Origin of the sequence: Klebsiella sp. 54 (genome assembly GCF_018223875.1) — a bacterium.
Classification (GTDB): Bacteria; Pseudomonadota; Gammaproteobacteria; order Enterobacterales; family Enterobacteriaceae; genus Klebsiella; species Klebsiella quasipneumoniae.
Map to the genome: position 1 here is coordinate 29,797 of NZ_JAGRRA010000003.1, position 14,613 is coordinate 44,409.

The window sequence follows — 14,613 nt, forward strand, 5'->3', positions numbered from 1 at the left end:
TTACTCAGACCAGACGCTGTCAGGCCCGAGTAAGGGCAGAGCATCAGAACTGCATCAGTTCTGCTTCTTTGTCTGCCAGCGCCGCGTCAACTTTCTTGATGGCGGCGTCAGTCATTTTCTGCACGTCGTCCTGAGAACGGCGATCGTCATCTTCGCTGATCTCTTTCTCTTTCAGCAGCGCTTTGACTTTGTCGTTGGCGTCGCGGCGAACGTTACGTACGGCAACACGCGCCTGCTCAGCTTCACCACGCACGATCTTGGTCAGATCTTTACGACGCTCTTCGGTCAGCGGCGGCAACGGAACACGAATATCGCTGCCGGCAGAGCTTGGGTTCAGACCGAGGTCGGACGCCATGATCGCTTTTTCAACGGCCGCGGACATAGAACGGTCAAAGACGTTGATTTTCAGGGTACGGGAGTCTTCGACGGTGACGCTGGCCAGCTGGCGCAGCGGGGTCGGCGTACCGTAGTATTCAACAACAATCCCGTCCAGCAGGCTCGGAGAAGCACGACCCGTGCGAATTTTGCTGATTTGGTTTTTGAATGCTTCGACGCATTTTTCCATGCGGATTTCAGCATCTTTTCTGATATCGCTAATCACGTTACGAATCCTTGAAAGCTTGTCTCAGTCAGACCAGACGGGGCACCCGTCGGAAAATGAGCTAAGTATAGTCAGATTTAATGAAAATCACAGGGTAATATCCCCGCGAAAGTAAAGCGGAATATTACCCGGATTTGGCGCTGACGGGAATTATTCCGTGATCAATGTGCCTTCTTTTTCGCCCATCACCACGCGACGCAGGGCGCCAGGTTTGTTCATGTTGAAGACGCGAATCGGCAATTTATGGTCACGCGCCAGGGTGAAGGCCGCGAGATCCATCACTTTCAGCTCTTTTTCCAGCACTTCGCTGTAGGTCAGCTGATCGTACATCGTGGCGGAAGGATCTTTGGCCGGATCAGCGGTGAATACGCCGTCAACCTTGGTGGCTTTCAGCACCACATCGGCTTCAATTTCAATACCGCGCAGGCAGGCTGCGGAATCGGTGGTAAAGAACGGGTTGCCGGTACCCGCGGAAAGGATCACCACGCGGTTGTTGCGCAGCAGGCTGATCGCCTCTGCCCAGCTGTAGTTGTCACACACGCCGTTCAGCGGAATGGCGGACATCAGACGAGCGTTCACATAGGCGCGGTGGAGCGCATCGCGCATCGCGAGGCCATTCATAACCGTTGCCAGCATGCCCATGTGGTCGCCCACAACGCGGTTCATACCCGCTTTCGCCAGACCAGCACCACGGAACAGGTTACCGCCACCAATTACTACGCCAACCTGAATACCCAGCTCAACCAGCTCTTTGATCTCCTGAGCCATGCGGTCAAGTATGCTTGCATCAATACCGAAGCCTTCTGAGCCCTGCAGCGCTTCGCCACTTAATTTCAGCAGAATACGTTTGTAGACGGGTTTTGCATTGGTAGCCATGTTTCTTTCCTGAGACTGTCAACGAATGAGATGTGAGAATTCCGGCGACATTGTATGTCGCATTTCAGCGCGGTCACTATAAGCAGTTGGCTGAATTTACAAAATGGGCGCAAAAAGAAGCCGCCCTCAGGCGGCTCCTTGTAAAAATTAAGACTGCTTGGACATCGCAGCAACTTCTGCTGCAAAGTCAGTCTCAACTTTCTCGATGCCTTCGCCCACTTCAAAGCGGATGAAGCCAGTCACGTCAGCGTTGTGCTCTTTCAGCAGCTGACCAACAGATTTGCTCGGCTCCATGACGAAAGGCTGACCAGTCAGAGAAACTTCGCCGGTGAATTTCTTCATGCGGCCTTCAACCATTTTCTCTGCGATTTCTTTCGGCTTACCGGACTGCATCGCGATGTCCAGCTGAACCTGGTACTCTTTCTCTACCACTTCAGCAGACACGTCTTCCGGCTTAACGAATTCCGGCTTGCTTGCAGCAACGTGCATTGCCAGCTGCTTAACCAGCTCTTCGTCAGCGCCTTTAGCGGCAACCAGAACGCCGATGCGCGCACCGTGCTGGTAGCTGCCCAGAACGTCGCCTTCCAGAACAGCGATACGACGGATGTTGATGTTCTCACCGATTTTAGCAACCAGGGCAACACGTTCTTCTTCGAACTGCGCTTTCAGAACTTCAACGTCGGAGATTTTACCCGCAACAGCGGCGTCCAGTACTTTGTCAGCAAATGCCTGGAAACCACCATCTTTAGCAACGAAGTCAGTCTGGCAGTTAACTTCCAGAATGTAACCGTAGTTGCCTTCGATTTTGGTTTTGATCACGCCGTCAGCAGCCACGTTGCCTGCTTTCTTCGCCGCTTTGATCGCGCCGGATTTACGCATGTTTTCGATTGCCAGCTCGATGTCGCCATTCGCTTCAGTCAGCGCTTTTTTGCAATCCATCATGCCTGCGCCAGTACGTTCGCGCAGCTCTTTTACCAGGGAAGCGGTAATTTCAGCCATTCTAAAATCCTCGGGAGATGTGGATACTGCCCGGCCAACGGCCAAACAGCGTAAATTGAAAAAAGGGGCCGATAATGGGCCCCTATTCATACACGGTACTAATAAGGGCTTAAACCTTATTATTCAGCTTCTACGAAGCTTTCTTCCGCCTGAGAAGCCAGGTCCTGAGAGCGACCTTCACGAACGGTAGCAGCAACAGCGCCCAGGTACAGGCTTACTGCGCGGATTGCATCGTCGTTACCCGGGATAACGAAGTCTACGCCGTCCGGATCAGAGTTGGTATCAACGATAGCAAATACCGGGATGCCCAGGTTGTTTGCTTCTTTGATAGCGATGTGCTCGTGGTCAGCGTCGATTACGAACAGTGCGTCCGGCAGGCCGCCCATGTCTTTGATACCGCCCAGGCTGTTTTCCAGCTTGTCCAGCTCACGAGTACGCATCAGCGCTTCTTTCTTGGTCAGCTTGTCGAAAGTACCGTCCTGGGACTGAGTTTCCAGGTCTTTCAGACGTTTGATGGACTGACGAACGGTTTTCCAGTTAGTCAGCATACCGCCCAGCCAGCGATGGTTCACGAAGAACTGGTCGCAGCTCAGAGCAGCGTCTTTTACCGCTTCGCTTGCAGCGCGCTTAGTACCAACGAAAAGGATTTTACCTTTACGAGCAGCGATCTTGTTCAGTTCAGCCAGAGCGTCGTTGAACATCGGTACGGTTTTCTCAAGGTTGATGATGTGAACTTTGTTACGCGCACCGAAGATGAACGGCTTCATTTTCGGGTTCCAGTAACGGGTCTGGTGACCGAAGTGAACACCAGCCTTGAGCATGTCGCGCATGGAAACAGTTGCCATGTTTAAAACCTCTATAGATTAAATTGGGGTTATGCCTCCACGTATCCCATATTACCGACCCCAAAGGGCACCCCGGAATATGTGCCGATACGTGTGTGTTGTTACACAAAGTGAGATTTGTCGCTCCCGTCCATCCTGTGTATCTGAGATGGATCGGAAGTCCGGCGCGCTTTATACCACAAAATCCACCCAGACACCAACTCTTGTTGACGTCGCGTGCTGTTAATGATTCTCAGTTTGGCACCAGCCTGCCCGGACTGTTACCATTGACAGGACTTACTCTATTATTGTCGAAAATATCGACACTGCTGGACATACTCCATGGCTATCTCTATTAAGACATCTGAAGATATTGAAAAAATGCGCGTTGCCGGTCGCCTGGCCGCTGAAGTGCTGGAAATGATCGAACCCAGGGTTAAGCCGGGCGTCAGCACTGGCGAACTGGACCGTATCTGTAACGACTATATCGTTAACGAGCAGAAGGCCATTTCCGCCTGTCTCGGCTATCACGGCTATCCGAAATCCGTCTGCATTTCGGTCAACGAAGTGGTCTGTCACGGTATCCCTGACGACGGCAAACTGCTGAAAGATGGCGATATCGTGAATATCGACGTGACCGTCATTAAAGATGATTTCCATGGCGATACCTCCAAAATGTTTATCGTCGGCAAACCGACGATTCTCGGCGAGCGCCTGTGCCGCATCACTCAGGAAAGCCTGTACCTGGCGCTGAAGATGGTGAAGCCGGGCATCAATCTGCGCACCATCGGCGCGGCGATCCAGAAATATGTGGAAGCGGAAGGATTCTCCGTGGTTCGCGAATACTGCGGTCATGGCATCGGCCGCGGCTTCCATGAAGAGCCGCAGGTGCTGCACTACGACTCGCCGGAAACCAACGTCGTGCTCAAACCAGGCATGACCTTTACCATCGAGCCGATGGTCAACGCCGGTAAAAAAGAGATCCGCAGCATGAAAGACGGCTGGACGGTGAAAACTAAAGACCGGAGCTTGTCTGCACAGTATGAGCATACTATTGTGGTGACAGACAACGGCTGCGAAATTCTGACGCTACGTAAGGATGACACCATCCCGGCGATAATCTCGCACGATGAATGATGAAAAGCCGGCGCCCGCCGGCTTTTTTATTAGATAGTTTTTTCTTATGGTGACGCGATGAGCAACTCATTACCTGACACAGCCTCCCCTCTTCTGCCCATCCCGCCGGAACATCCGGTGAGCTGGCCGCAGGGCGATCTGAACTGTGCTGCAATAAAGGCGCACATCGATACCTTTCAGCACTGGCTGGGCGAGGCGTTTGACGCCGGTATCGCCGCGGAGCTGCTCATTGCGGCGCGCACCGAATTTATCGACCAGCTGCTGCAGCGGTTGTGGATCGCCAGTGGATTCGAATCCGTCTGCGACCTGGCGCTGGTGGCCGTCGGCGGCTATGGCCGCGGCGAGCTGCATCCGCTTTCTGACGTCGATCTGCTGATCCTCAGCCGCAAAAAGCTGCCGGACGACCAGGCGCAAAAGGTCGGCGAACTGCTGACGCTGCTGTGGGACGTCAAACTGGAGGTAGGCCATAGCGTACGCACTCTCGAAGAGTGTTTACTGGAAGGGCTTTCAGATCTCACCGTCGCCACGAACTTAATCGAATCGCGCCTGCTGATCGGCGACGTCGCGCTGTTCCTTGAGCTGCAAAAACATATTTTTAGCGACGGCTTCTGGCCATCAGAAAAGTTCTTCGCCGCCAAGGTCGAAGAGCAGAACGTCCGTCATCAGCGTTATCACGGCACCAGCTATAACCTCGAGCCGGACGTGAAAAGCAGCCCCGGCGGCCTGCGCGATATCCATACGCTACAGTGGGTGGCTCGCCGCCATTTCGGCGCCACCTCAATGGATGAGATGGTCGGCTTCGGTTTTCTGACCGAAGCCGAGCGCAATGAGCTCAACGAGTGTCTGCATCAACTGTGGCGTATCCGCTTCGCGCTGCATCTCGAACTCACTCGCTATGACAACCGCCTGCTTTTCGACCGCCAGCTCAGCGTCGCCCGCCGGCTCGGCTATGAAGGCGACGGCAACCAGCCGATTGAGCATATGATGAAGGACTTCTTCCGCGTCACCCGCCGGGTGAGCGAGCTGAACCAGATGCTGCTGCAGCTGTTTGAAGAGGCCATCCTTGCGCTGACCGAAGATGAAAAACCGCGCCCGATCGATGATGACTTCCAGCTGCGCGGCACGCTGATCGATCTGCGTGACGATACGCTGTTTATTCGCGAGCCGCAGGCCATTCTGCGCATGTTTTATATTATGGTGCGCAACAGCACCATCACCGGCATCTACTCCACGACGTTGCGCCATCTGCGCCACGCCCGCCGCCATCTGACCCAGCCGCTGTGCTATATCCCGGAGGCGCGCACGCTCTTTCTCAGCATGCTGCGCCATCAGGGGGCAGTGAGTCGCGGACTGCTGCCGATGCATCGTCACAGCGTGCTGTGGGCCTATATGCCGCAGTGGTCCCATATCGTCGGCCAGATGCAGTTCGACCTGTTTCACGCCTATACCGTCGATGAACACACCATCCGCGTGATGCTCAAGCTGGAGAGTTTTGCTAAAGAAGAGACTCGTAGCCGCCACCCGCTGTGCGTGGAGCTATGGCCGCGCTTAACGCACCCGGAGCTGATTTTAATCGCTGCCCTGTTCCACGATATCGCCAAAGGGCGCGGCGGCGACCACTCGATCCTCGGCGCACAGGATGTGCTGAAGTTTGCCGAGCTGCACGGGCTGAACTCCCGGGAAACGCAGCTGGTCGCCTGGCTGGTGCGTCACCACTTGCTGATGTCGGTCACCGCCCAGCGGCGCGATATTCAGGATCCGGAGGTGATTAAGCAGTTCGCCGAGGAAGTGCAAACGGAAAATCGCCTGCGCTATCTGGTGTGTCTGACCGTCGCCGATATCTGCGCCACCAACGAAACCCTGTGGAACAGCTGGAAGCAGAGCCTGCTGCGCGAACTCTATTTCGCCACTGAAAAACAGCTGCGTCGCGGCATGCAAAGCACCCCGGACATGCGCGAACGCGTGCGTCACCATCAATTGCAGGCGCTGGCCCTGCTGCGGATGGACAATATTAATGAAGAGGCGCTGCATCAGATCTGGAACCGCTGCCGCGCCAACTATTTCGTGCGACATACGCCGACGCAGCTCGCCTGGCACGCCCGCAACCTGCTGCGCCACGATCTGAATAAGCCGATGATCCTCCTGAGCTCGCAGGCCACCCGCGGCGGAACGGAGATTTTTATCTGGAGCCCGGATCGCCCTTACCTGTTCGCCGCGGTGTGTGGCGAACTGGACCGTCGCAACCTCAGCGTCCACGATGCGCAGATCTTCACCACCCGCGACGGCATGGCGATGGACACCTTTATTGTCCTCGAACCCGACGGCAGTCCGCTGTCCGCCGATCGCCACGAAGCGATCCGCCAGGGTCTGGAACAGACCATCACGCAGCGCAGTTGGGAACCCCCGGCGCCCCGTCGTCAGGCGGCAAAACTGCGTCATTTCTCGGTGGACACCGAGGTAAATTTCCTGCCGACCCATACCGATCGGAAATCGTTTCTCGAGCTGATAGCCCTTGACCAGCCCGGGCTGCTCGCCCGTGTCGGTCAGGTATTCGCCGACCTCGGAATTTCGCTTCACGGGGCGCGAATTACGACAATTGGTGAGCGAGTAGAAGATTTATTTATAATCGCTACCGCCGACCGGCGTGCCCTTAATAATGAGCTGCAACAAGAAGTGCAACAACGGTTGACAGCGGCCCTCAATCCAAACGATAAAGGGTGACGTATTTTTTTTAGTGAATGGAAAGAAACAATGCAGCAGTTACAGAACGTTATTGAGTCCGCTTTCGAGCGTCGCGCCGACATCACGCCGGCTAATGTGGACACCGTGACCCGCGAAGCGGTTAACCAGGTTATCGCCCTTCTGGATTCCGGCGCGCTGCGCGTCGCTGAGAAGATCGACGGTCAGTGGGTGACGCATCAGTGGCTGAAGAAGGCGGTACTGCTCTCTTTCCGTATTAACGATAACCAAGTTATCGATGGTGCGGAAAGCCGCTACTTCGATAAAGTCCCGATGAAATTCGCTGACTATGACGAAGCGCGTTTCCAGAAAGAAGGTTTCCGCGTGGTGCCGCCGGCAGCGGTGCGTCAGGGCGCGTTCATCGCCCGCAACACCGTGCTGATGCCGTCCTATGTGAACATCGGCGCCTACGTTGACGAAGGCACCATGGTTGACACCTGGGCCACCGTCGGCTCCTGCGCGCAGATCGGTAAAAACGTTCACCTGTCCGGCGGCGTCGGCATTGGTGGCGTACTGGAGCCGCTGCAGGCGAACCCGACCATCATCGAAGATAACTGCTTCATCGGCGCGCGCTCTGAAGTGGTTGAAGGGGTGATTGTCGAAGAAGGCTCCGTGATCTCCATGGGCGTTTACCTCGGTCAGAGCACCAAAATCTACGATCGCGAAACCGGCGAAGTCTTCTACGGCCGCGTGCCGGCTGGCTCGGTAGTGGTATCAGGCAACCTGCCGTCGAAAGATGGTAAATACAGCCTGTACTGCGCGGTGATCGTGAAGAAAGTCGATGCCAAAACCCGCGGCAAGGTCGGCATTAACGAACTGCTGCGCACCATCGACTAAAGCAAATAAAAAGCGGGAGATATCCCGCTTTTTTTATATTTGATGCTGGCGAAAATGGATTTTTTCGTTAATTATTCAATGGTTATGATGCTATCAAAGGTACCGTTATGTACGATAATCTGAAAAGTCTTGGCATTACCAACCCTGATGAGATCGATCGCTATAGCCTGCGGCAGGAAGCTAACAACGACATTCTGAAAATTTACTTTCAGAAAGACAAAGGCGAATTCTTCGCCAAGAGCGTGAAGTTCAAATATCCGCGTCAGCGCAAAACCGTCGTCGCCGACGGCGTCGGCCAGGGCTACAAAGAGGTCCAGGAGATCAGCCCGAACCTGCGCTACGTTATCGATGAGCTGGATCAGATCTGCCAGCGCGATCGCACTGAAATCGATCTCAAGCGTAAAATCCTCGACGATTTACGCCATCTGGAAAGTGTGGTCACCAATAAGATCAGCGAAATCGAAGCCGATCTGGAAAAGCTCACCCGTAAGTAAGCGCATCCCCGGCGGCGCGTCGCCTGGCCGGGCTGGCGGTATCGAGCCGCTACCGACAGCATGCATCGTCCAAGGCCGGGTATGGCGAGTCGCTACCCGGCATTTTTTTACCTCCACGCCTTAGCGTTGTTCATCCAGCTGCAGCGCAATATACAGCAGCAGCCGGTCGTCAAAGCTGCCAAGATCCAGCCCCGTCAGCTCCGAGATACGATTCAACCGGTACTCCAGGGTATTGCGATGAATAAACAGCGCCTTTGACGTCGCCAGGGGCTGCACGTTATGGCGAAACCACGCCTGCAGCGTTCGCCGCAGCAGCCCGTTGTTGTCCATCGCCTTGAGACGCGCCAGCGGACGGGCCAGCTCATTGGCCTGCCAGCCGCCGCGCAGGCTGTCAAGCAGCACCGGCAGCATCAGATCCTGATAGAAATAGCTGCGGCTCTCCGGCATTCGTTGCTTACCCACCATCATCGTCGTGCGTGCGGTACGGTAAGAGCGGGCGATACTCCCGGGACCGGTGAAGAAGTTGCCCAGCGCCACGCGGAAGCGGAGCTGCCCATTCTCTTTCATCCTGGCGATAAGCTGCTCGACGCGGCGGACGTGATCGTCTGCGTCCCAGCGGCCAAAGCTGTTCAGCGCCGGTTTCAACACCACCATTTCCGTGAGCGAGACAATGGCCACCAGATTATTGCGATCGGGGGTGGTCAGCGCGTTCTGCAGCTGCTGTAGCTCTGCCATCGCGCTGTCCACGCCGAGCTGGCCGCTGTCCACCTCAATCATCGCCACTACGCGCGGCTGATTCAGATCAATTCCTAAACGCTGCGCCCATTCGTTCAGCGCCGGGGTATGCTCTTCCGCCTGAATCAGGTTCATCACCAGCTCTTCGCGCAGACGGCTGTCCTGCGCCAGGAGATGCATCAGTCGCGACTGCTCCAGCATCATCTCAGCCGTCATGCACACCAGCTCGCCATATTTTCGCAGCGACTCCGGCTCGCCGGTCAGGCCGATCACCCCGACGATCTCCCCCTCCAGGCGCAGCGGCAGGTTAATGCCCTGGCGCACCCCGTGGAGATGGCGAGCCACCGCGTCGTCGATATCCACCACCCGCCCCTGGGAAAGCACCAGCAGCGCGCCTTCGTGCAATTCACCAATCCTTTCCCGATCGCCGCTGCCGATAATCCGCCCGCGGGCATCCATCACGTTGATGTTGGTATCGATGATGCGCATCGTCCGCGCCACAATATCCTGCGCCATTTTGGTATCAAGATGCCAGCCAGCCATGTAATCCTCCCCTTTGCAGGGCACCAGCATAAAAGAGTCGTTGCTCTGCTGCATTGTGCATATGCCCGAAGCCCGGGTGAGATATGTGGAGTTGTGGAAGCGGTCACAGAACGAAAAAAAGCCCCTGCCCTCGGCGAGGGAAGGGGCTGGAGAGCGAGCGCTGACTGTTACTGCAGCAGCAGATAGATAGAGGCGTCGCCGCGCTGAATGTTCAGCGCCAGCACGGACGGTTTGGCGTCGAAGATTTTCCGCAGATCGGCGATGTTTTTCACCGGCTGCTGGTTCGCCCCGACGATGACGTCGCCTTTCTTGAGGCCAATCTGCGCCGCCGGGGTACCGGCTTTCACATTATTGACCACCACACCTTTGTCCTGACCCTTGTTGCTCATTTCCGCCCCTTCAATCCCGTTGAAGATGGTGCTGGAGTCAACCTGGGTCTGGTTGCTCTGCTGCAGTTCGACGGTCACGGTCACCGGTTTGCCGTCGCGCAGCAGACCAAGCTCAACTTTGCTGCCGATAGGCATGGTGCCGACCTGGGCACGCAGCGCGGCGAAGCTGCTGATCGCCTTCCCGTTGAGAGAGGTGATCACGTCGCCGGCTTTAATGCCCGCTTTCGCGGCCGCCGAACCCGGCATCACCTGGCTGACAAAGGCGCCGCGCTGGGCGTCGACTTTCATCGCTTTCGCCAGCTCAGAGTTCAGTTCGGTCCCCATGATGCCGAGCTCGCCGCGTTTCACCTGGCCATATTTCACCATCTGCTCGGTCAGGTTTTTCACCATGTTGCTTGGGATAGCAAAACCGATACCGATGTTGCCGCCGTCCGGCGCCAGAATGGCGGTGTTGATGCCGATCAGCTCGCCGTTGAGGTTCACCAGGGCGCCGCCGGAGTTCCCGCGGTTAATCGCCGCATCGGTCTGGATAAAGTTTTCGTAGTTTTCCACGTTCAGGCCGCTACGACCCAGCGCGGAAACAATCCCGGAGGTCACGGTTTCGCCCAGACCGAACGGGTTACCGATAGCCACGGTGTAGTCGCCAACGCGCAGCGCGTCAGAGTCGGCGAGCTTAATCGCCGTCAGGTTTTTCGGATCCTGAATCTGAATCAGCGCGATATCAGAGCGCGGATCTTTGCCAACCACTTTGGCATCAAACTTACGGCCATCGCTCAGTTGAACCTTAATTGTGGTGGCGTTGTCCACGACGTGGTTGTTGGTCACCACATACCCCTTGGCCGCATCAATGATCACGCCGGAGCCCAGCGCCATAAATTTCTGCTGCTGGCCGCCGTCAGGCTGACCGCCCTGTCCGCCGCCCTGGCAAAACGGCGAACTCTGGAAAGGAGAACCGTCCTGGCAGAACGGCGAATTATCGCCAAAGAACTGCTGGAAGTTACGTGGCATCCGTGGGGTATTAACGGTGGTGCTACCTTCAACGTTAATGCTCACCACCGACGGCATCACCTTCTCCAGCATCGGGGCCAGGCTTGGCATCTGCTGTGCATTAGTGGCCGAAGATGCCGTTTCTGCCGCGCTCGCAGAGAGCGGGGACAACGCCAGACCTAAACTCAGAGCCAGTGCACTCATTGCTAACGTGGTTTTTTTCATCAGTTTCAATCTCAATATCAGAAAACGAAAGTTGCTGTGTACGTGACTATCAGAGTCATTTTATAGCGCTAAGTTCCGGAATTAAGTTTCTGGAAAAAGTAAAAATTTATTGTCCATCTTTACAAAACTCCAGCTTATTCCACCGCCATTAGCCGCCGATATTCATCCCACGCATACAAATCCGTCATCCCGCTGATATAATCCTGAATCAGACGGCAGCGATAATAGTATTCCATCAGCGCAAATTCAGGCGCCGTGCGCGCCAGCTTATTTACCGCTTCCACATAGGCCAGCCGGTGGCGGGTTGATAGTTTCTGATACAGCCGGGAGGCAATGGGTAAACGCCGTACCCGCTCCTGCGCCACTAATTCGCTGAAATCCTCGAGCGATAATTTCAGCAGCGGCTGATAGATATCCAGCAGGCCACTGATCACCCGGTAGCCCTGCAATTCCAGCTGCTCGACATCCGGATGGCTAAACACCTGTTTCATCGCCACATTTTTATAAAGCTCCAGCAGCTGACTGCAATCGCTGTCGTCCTCGAGCAGCGCATGATTAAAGTCGCCCGTAAAGATGGCCGGCAGGTTGTCAATAAATCGGCGCGCCGCGTAGGGCACTAGCTTATTCAGCGTGTTCACCCGCAAATACATAAAAAACTGATCTTCCGCGCTCTGTTTCAGGGAATTGGCTCGTGATTTCTCCCAGGCATTTTCCACTACCTGTGAGAATAACGATCCTTTTTCATGGCAGCCCCAGGCGTCGTAAAGATGCTGATAAAGCTGCTCAGCGCTGAAAATACGTTTTTCCACCGCGTCCTCGAGATCCGCGACGCAATATGAGATGTCATCCGCGGCTTCCATAATCCAGGTTAATGGGAACCGATTGTAAGGCGCCAGATCCAGTTCTTTACGCAGGCGCGCCACATACTCCTCTTCGGCTAAATAGTAGCCAGGCTTTTTCATTAAATAGCTGTGGCTGGCTGGCGTCGCCTCAGACCACCACGCCGGCCGAGTATATTTCAGAATACAGCCGACCTGCGCCCAGGTCAGATTCATGCGCATCAGCGTATGGACCAGACGAATGCCCTGGGCGTTGCCCTCAAAGCTGCAGAGATCCTGGCGCACTTTGCGGCGCAGCGCGTTAAGCGACGTTTCCCCTTCATGCAAGCGTAATGCCTGCACTTCACAGCGATCGTCGGTCAGCGGCTGCCCGAGCGCATCGCCGGGCGCCAGACGCTGGCGGAACCAGTCGTTAATCGCCGCCTCGCCAAAATGGCCAAACGGGGGATTGCCGATATCGTGCATCAGGCAGGCCATCTCCACCACGCTCTCGAATGGCCCGGTCAGCTCTTCCAGGCCATACTCCTCCAGTAGCCTCAGCTCTTTCAGCCGGCTCAGCACCTCTTTGGCGATATAGCGTCCCACCTGCTGCACCTCCAGCGAGTGGGTCAGGCGGGTACGCACCGCCGCGTTGCGCTCCAGCGGGAAGACCTGAGTTTTTTGCTGTAAGCGACGGATTGCCGGCGAGTTGACGATCCGTCCCCGATCGCTTTCGAAGATCCGCAGGATGTCGCGCTCCGTCTCGACACGCGGCGGCGAACGGAAGCGTCGACGCCAGTTTATCTTGTTGCGAAAATCAATCTTTGCCATAGCCTCTCCCGCGCGAGCAATACGCTTCCCCTTAAGCGCATGATAGACTATGCAACTAAACCTGACACATCGCGAGTAAATCTATGAAAATTGGCATTATTGGCGCTATGGAAGAGGAAGTTACCCTTCTGCGCGACAAAATCGAAAACCGCCAGACTATCACTATTGGCGGGAGCGAAATCTATACCGGCCAACTTCACGGCGTTGACGTCGCGCTGCTGAAGTCTGGTATCGGGAAAGTGGCGGCGGCGATGGGCGCGACCCTGCTGCTGGAGCGCTGCCAGCCTGACGTGATCATTAATACCGGCTCTGCCGGCGGCCTGGCGCCGACGCTGAAGGTCGGCGATATCGTCGTCTCCGATGAAGCGCGCTACCACGACGCCGACGTCACCGCCTTCGGCTATGAGTACGGCCAGTTGCCTGGCTGTCCGGCCGGCTTTAAAGCGGACGAAAAACTGGTGGCCGCGGCGGAGAGCTGCATTAACGCGTTAGATCTCAATGCCGTTCGCGGCCTGATCGTCAGCGGTGATGCCTTCATTAACGGCTCTGTCGGTCTGGCGAAGATCCGCCATAATTTCCCGCAGGCGATCGCTGTGGAAATGGAAGCGACCGCCATCGCTCACGTCTGCCATAACTTTAAGGTTCCTTTCGTGGTGGTTCGCGCCATCTCCGATGTGGCCGACCAGCAGTCTCACCTCAGCTTTGAGGAGTTCCTTGCGGTCGCCGCCAGACAGTCCACCCTGATGGTGGAGAATCTGGTACAGAACCTGGCACGTGGCTAAGTCGCTCTCCTTCGCGCTTGCCGCGCTGCTGTTACTCGCCCCGGCGTGGCTGCTGGCCGCGCCGCGGGTGATCACCCTCTCCCCCGCCAATACCGAACTGGCCTTTGCCGCCGGGATCACGCCGGTCGGCGTCAGCAGTTATTCCGATTATCCGCCGCAGGCCAAAACGATTGAGCAAGTTGCCAGCTGGCAGGGAATGAACCTGGAGCGCATCGTAGCGCTCAAGCCAGACCTGGTGCTGGCCTGGCGCGGGGGTAATGCCGAACGTCAGGTTAACCAGCTGCAGTCGCTGGGGATCCACGTCCTGTGGGTACAGACTTCGACCATCGAAGAGATCATCGCCACCCTGCGTCAGCTGGCGCAGTGGAGCCCACAGCCGGAAAAAGCACAGCAGGCGGCGCAGGCGATGCAGCAGGAATACGATGCGCTGAAAGCGCGCTATGCCAGCGCGCCGAAGAAACGCGTCTTCCTGCAGTTCGGTTCCGCACCGCTATTCACCAGCGGCCCCGGCTCAATTCAGGATCAGGTGCTGAGGCTGTGCGGCGGCGAGAATATCTTTTCCGCCAGCCGCGTTCCCTGGCCGCAGGTGAGCCGCGAACAGGTGCTGGCCCGTCAGCCGCAGGCGATTGTGGTGACCGGCGACGCCAGCCGCATCGCCGAAGCGCAGCGCTTTTGGCAACATCAGCTCACCATTTCGTTGATTGCGTTACACAGCGACTGGTTTGAACGCGCAAGCCCACGTATTATCCTCGCCGCCAAACAACTTTGTGCGGCGCTCGACCAGGTAAAATAACCA

Annotated in this window: 13 protein-coding genes; 6 read left to right on the top strand and 7 right to left on the bottom strand. The window is 56.3% G+C overall.

Going from position 1 to position 14,613, the window contains the following annotated elements:
- Positions 1-43 precede the first annotated feature (43 nt).
- From frr to rpsB, 4 genes are all read right to left on the bottom strand, one after another.
- Entirely contained in the window at positions 44-601 is a 558-nt protein-coding gene (gene frr, locus KHQ24_RS09885) for a ribosome recycling factor (protein ID WP_002889308.1), read from the bottom strand.
- A gap of 150 nt (positions 602-751) precedes the next feature.
- A complete protein-coding gene (gene pyrH / locus KHQ24_RS09890; protein ID WP_002889306.1) occupies positions 752-1,477 on the bottom strand; it encodes a UMP kinase in 726 nt (241 codons plus the stop codon).
- Positions 1,478-1,624: 147 nt separating this feature from the next.
- Positions 1,625-2,476, bottom strand: coding sequence for a translation elongation factor Ts (gene tsf, locus KHQ24_RS09895; RefSeq protein WP_004151930.1), 852 nt, complete (start codon positions 2,474-2,476; stop codon positions 1,625-1,627).
- 119 nt (positions 2,477-2,595) lie between these two features.
- Positions 2,596-3,321: a 30S ribosomal protein S2 gene (gene rpsB, locus KHQ24_RS09900; RefSeq protein WP_004204447.1), complete on the bottom strand. Its 726-nt coding sequence runs from the start codon at positions 3,319-3,321 to the stop codon at positions 2,596-2,598.
- A 321-nt stretch (positions 3,322-3,642) separates the two neighbouring features.
- Here rpsB and map point away from each other — a divergent pair, with 321 nt between their 5' ends.
- The 4 genes from map (at position 3,643) to KHQ24_RS09920 (ending at position 8,507) form a co-directional block, all read left to right on the top strand.
- Complete coding sequence (gene map, locus KHQ24_RS09905; protein WP_211777254.1) at positions 3,643-4,437, top strand: type I methionyl aminopeptidase; 795 nt, start codon at positions 3,643-3,645, stop codon at positions 4,435-4,437.
- Between the two features lie 57 nt (positions 4,438-4,494).
- On the top strand, positions 4,495-7,158 hold the full coding sequence (glnD, locus tag KHQ24_RS09910) for a bifunctional uridylyltransferase/uridylyl-removing protein GlnD (protein WP_017900651.1): 2,664 nt from the start codon (positions 4,495-4,497) through the stop codon (positions 7,156-7,158).
- A 30-nt stretch (positions 7,159-7,188) separates the two neighbouring features.
- Entirely contained in the window at positions 7,189-8,013 is an 825-nt protein-coding gene (gene dapD / locus KHQ24_RS09915) for a 2,3,4,5-tetrahydropyridine-2,6-dicarboxylate N-succinyltransferase (RefSeq protein WP_002889295.1), read from the top strand.
- Positions 8,014-8,120: 107 nt separating this feature from the next.
- Complete coding sequence (locus tag KHQ24_RS09920; RefSeq protein WP_002889292.1) at positions 8,121-8,507, top strand: DUF3461 family protein; 387 nt, start codon at positions 8,121-8,123, stop codon at positions 8,505-8,507.
- Between the two features lie 120 nt (positions 8,508-8,627).
- Here the strand turns inward: KHQ24_RS09920 and cdaR are convergent, their stop codons facing one another.
- The 3 genes from cdaR to dgt form a co-directional block, all read right to left on the bottom strand.
- The gene (cdaR, locus tag KHQ24_RS09925; protein ID WP_002889289.1) at positions 8,628-9,785 is read right to left on the bottom strand and encodes a DNA-binding transcriptional regulator CdaR; all 1,158 of its coding nucleotides are present in this window, start codon (positions 9,783-9,785) and stop codon (positions 8,628-8,630) included.
- A gap of 167 nt (positions 9,786-9,952) precedes the next feature.
- A complete protein-coding gene (gene degP, locus KHQ24_RS09930) occupies positions 9,953-11,386 on the bottom strand; it encodes a serine endoprotease DegP (protein WP_004145870.1) in 1,434 nt (477 codons plus the stop codon).
- Between the two features lie 134 nt (positions 11,387-11,520).
- Entirely contained in the window at positions 11,521-13,035 is a 1,515-nt protein-coding gene (dgt, locus tag KHQ24_RS09935) for a dGTPase (RefSeq protein ID WP_004204441.1), read from the bottom strand.
- 83 nt (positions 13,036-13,118) lie between these two features.
- On the opposite strand from dgt, the gene mtnN reads away from it, so the two are divergent.
- Both mtnN and btuF read left to right on the top strand, forming a co-directional pair.
- A complete protein-coding gene (gene mtnN, locus KHQ24_RS09940; RefSeq protein ID WP_004204440.1) occupies positions 13,119-13,817 on the top strand; it encodes a 5'-methylthioadenosine/S-adenosylhomocysteine nucleosidase in 699 nt (232 codons plus the stop codon).
- Positions 13,810-14,610 carry a vitamin B12 ABC transporter substrate-binding protein BtuF gene (gene btuF / locus KHQ24_RS09945; protein WP_065878616.1) on the top strand — a complete coding sequence of 267 codons (801 nt, stop codon included), beginning with the start codon at positions 13,810-13,812 and terminating at the stop codon, positions 14,608-14,610. The genes mtnN and btuF overlap by 8 nt, the downstream gene beginning before the upstream one ends.
- The last annotated feature ends 3 nt before the right edge of the window (positions 14,611-14,613 follow it).

Excerpts from the sequence above, each read along its gene's own strand:
- dapD (WP_002889295.1), top strand. The coding sequence starts at position 7,189 with ATGCAGCAGTTACAGAACGTTATTGAGTCCGCTTTCGAGCGTCGCGCC.
- dgt (WP_004204441.1), bottom strand. The coding sequence starts at position 13,035 with ATGGCAAAGATTGATTTTCGCAACAAGATAAACTGGCGTCGACGCTTC.
- pyrH (WP_002889306.1), bottom strand. The coding sequence starts at position 1,477 with ATGGCTACCAATGCAAAACCCGTCTACAAACGTATTCTGCTGAAATTA.
- rpsB (WP_004204447.1), bottom strand. The coding sequence starts at position 3,321 with ATGGCAACTGTTTCCATGCGCGACATGCTCAAGGCTGGTGTTCACTTC.
- KHQ24_RS09920 (WP_002889292.1), top strand. The coding sequence starts at position 8,121 with ATGTACGATAATCTGAAAAGTCTTGGCATTACCAACCCTGATGAGATC.
- cdaR (WP_002889289.1), bottom strand. The coding sequence starts at position 9,785 with ATGGCTGGCTGGCATCTTGATACCAAAATGGCGCAGGATATTGTGGCG.
- degP (WP_004145870.1), bottom strand. The coding sequence starts at position 11,386 with ATGAAAAAAACCACGTTAGCAATGAGTGCACTGGCTCTGAGTTTAGGT.
- map (WP_211777254.1), top strand. The coding sequence starts at position 3,643 with ATGGCTATCTCTATTAAGACATCTGAAGATATTGAAAAAATGCGCGTT.
- mtnN (WP_004204440.1), top strand. The coding sequence starts at position 13,119 with ATGAAAATTGGCATTATTGGCGCTATGGAAGAGGAAGTTACCCTTCTG.
- tsf (WP_004151930.1), bottom strand. The coding sequence starts at position 2,476 with ATGGCTGAAATTACCGCTTCCCTGGTAAAAGAGCTGCGCGAACGTACT.
- glnD (WP_017900651.1), top strand. The coding sequence starts at position 4,495 with ATGAGCAACTCATTACCTGACACAGCCTCCCCTCTTCTGCCCATCCCG.